This is a genomic window from Pseudomonas sp. NPDC089996, assembly GCF_044748405.1.
Classification (GTDB): Bacteria; Pseudomonadota; Gammaproteobacteria; order Pseudomonadales; family Pseudomonadaceae; genus Aquipseudomonas.
This window is the reverse complement of the sequence record NZ_JBIVGA010000015.1, coordinates 124,996-126,676: the sequence shown is the minus strand read 5'-3', so window position 1 is coordinate 126,676 and position 1,681 is coordinate 124,996. Positions and strand designations below refer to the sequence as shown.

General features: G+C 62.5%; 3 protein-coding genes. 1 reads left to right on the top strand and 2 read right to left on the bottom strand.

The window, feature by feature from the left end; all coding sequences use genetic code 11:
• Positions 1-202: 202 nt before the first annotated feature.
• Complete coding sequence (locus tag ACIPW4_RS23015; RefSeq protein WP_054884963.1) at positions 203-445, top strand: DUF1654 domain-containing protein; 243 nt, start codon at positions 203-205, stop codon at positions 443-445.
• Positions 446-448: 3 nt separating this feature from the next.
• Here the strand turns inward: ACIPW4_RS23015 and ACIPW4_RS23010 are convergent, their stop codons facing one another.
• Positions 449-874, bottom strand: a complete 426-nt coding sequence (locus tag ACIPW4_RS23010) for a GTP pyrophosphokinase (RefSeq protein ID WP_400661807.1) — start codon at positions 872-874, stop codon at positions 449-451.
• Between the two features lie 62 nt (positions 875-936).
• Positions 937-1,509: an SPOR domain-containing protein gene (locus ACIPW4_RS23005; RefSeq protein WP_400661804.1), complete on the bottom strand. Its 573-nt coding sequence runs from the start codon at positions 1,507-1,509 to the stop codon at positions 937-939.
• Positions 1,510-1,681 lie beyond the last annotated feature (172 nt).

Genomic DNA, 1,681 nt, shown 5'->3' with positions numbered 1-1,681 from the left:
TGACCGCATCAAGCTGAGGCTCAATGGCCTGAGCCCTGTCGAGTACAGGACCCAGGCGGCAGCTTAAAACTGTCCAACTTTTGGGGGGCAGTCCACACCTGTGGGAGCGGGCGAGCCCGCGAATAATCCAGCGCCGAGCCAGTTGCGAAATATTTTGCCTTGAAATACTGTACGCACATACAGCAAACAAGGAATCGCCTCCGTGGCCAACACCGCCGAAGCAACCGCAAGCAGCTACCAACAACTGGGCCTGCGCATCCAGAAGATCATCAACAACCCGCTCGCCCAGCGCAGCCGCGCCGCGCTGATCTTCCGCCTGGAGCACGAGTCGCCCGATGACTGGGAAACCCTGCTCGAGGAAATCGCCGAAAACGACAACGTCACCCTCGCCCACCGCGACGACGGTGGCGTGCAGATTTTCTGGACGGTGCCGAAGGAGGATTAAGAATCAGGCCAGCGCCTGCAGATAGGCACTGGCCTCGCGGTAGCGGGCAAGCCGCGCCAGGTCGGCGGGGCCAGGGACGGGAATACGCGAGAGATCGCTGTTGTCTGCCAGGTCGGCCAGCTTGACGGTGCGCGCCAGCGGGTCGCTGCCCAGGCGTACCACGAAGTCCTGGTAGCTTTCGCCCTGGTTGCGGCTCAGGGCCAGCAAGGCGGCGAGAATCTTCAGCGGGAAGCCCTCTCGGGCCAGATCGGCAAGGGTCAACGATGTGTCTTCAATCACGTCGTGTAGCACCGCGACGATGCGCTGCTCTGGCGTGCTGACCCGCATCATCACCCGCAACGGGTGGAGGATATAAGCCGCCCCACCTTTGTCGTACTGCCCTTCATGTGCCCTGGCGGCCACGGCAATGGCCCGCTCCAGCGTAGACATGAGGCCCTCCCCGTTTGGCTTGTATTAGGGCAAGCATAGCCGGGGAAGACTACAGATAACAGTTAACGCTGCGCACCATGCTGGATGACCACCGAATCGGTACCCAGCTTGGCCATGACTTCGGCCTTGCGCGCATCGGCTTCGGCCTTGCTCGGGAACGGGCCCATCAGCACCACCGGTTTGCCGTCGCGGTACTCGACCGAAGACGGGATGCCCTTCTCGATCAGGCGCGCGGTCATGTCGCTCAGCGCGCCCATGTTGGCGCCCTGGATCACTTCGACATCCCACCCTTCGGGGGCCGGTTGATCGGCCAACGCCTCGGCACGCCGCTGCAGCTCGGCACCACCGCAGTATTCGCGGATACGCAGGTTGTTGCCGCCGTCATCGACGATGATTTCGTATTGACCATCGCTACCCTTGATGGCCACGTAGCTGCGGTACGCCTCGTACTGGCCGGCATCGTCCTTGCCACGCACCTGGCCGCAGATGGTGCCCTTGGTGTCGATTCGCACGTTGCCGAACTTGGCGGTCTTGGGGTTGTGCAGGTGCTCGGCAACCTGCTTGTGCACACCTTCGACCTCGTTCTCACAGCCCGCCAGGGCCAGCACTGCCAATACCACTGCCAGTTTGCGCACGCGTGTACCTCCAGATTCGAAGGGGCGGATTCTACCACGGGCGCCCAGGGCATAGCCCGCGACCAAAGGTTACACGCTGCTTCGAGGGGGGCTTTTTCCAGAGGGGCATGGAATGCAAAAAGGGCGACCCTTGCGGATCGCCCTCTCTGATGCCCGGAGACCGGGACTTTGT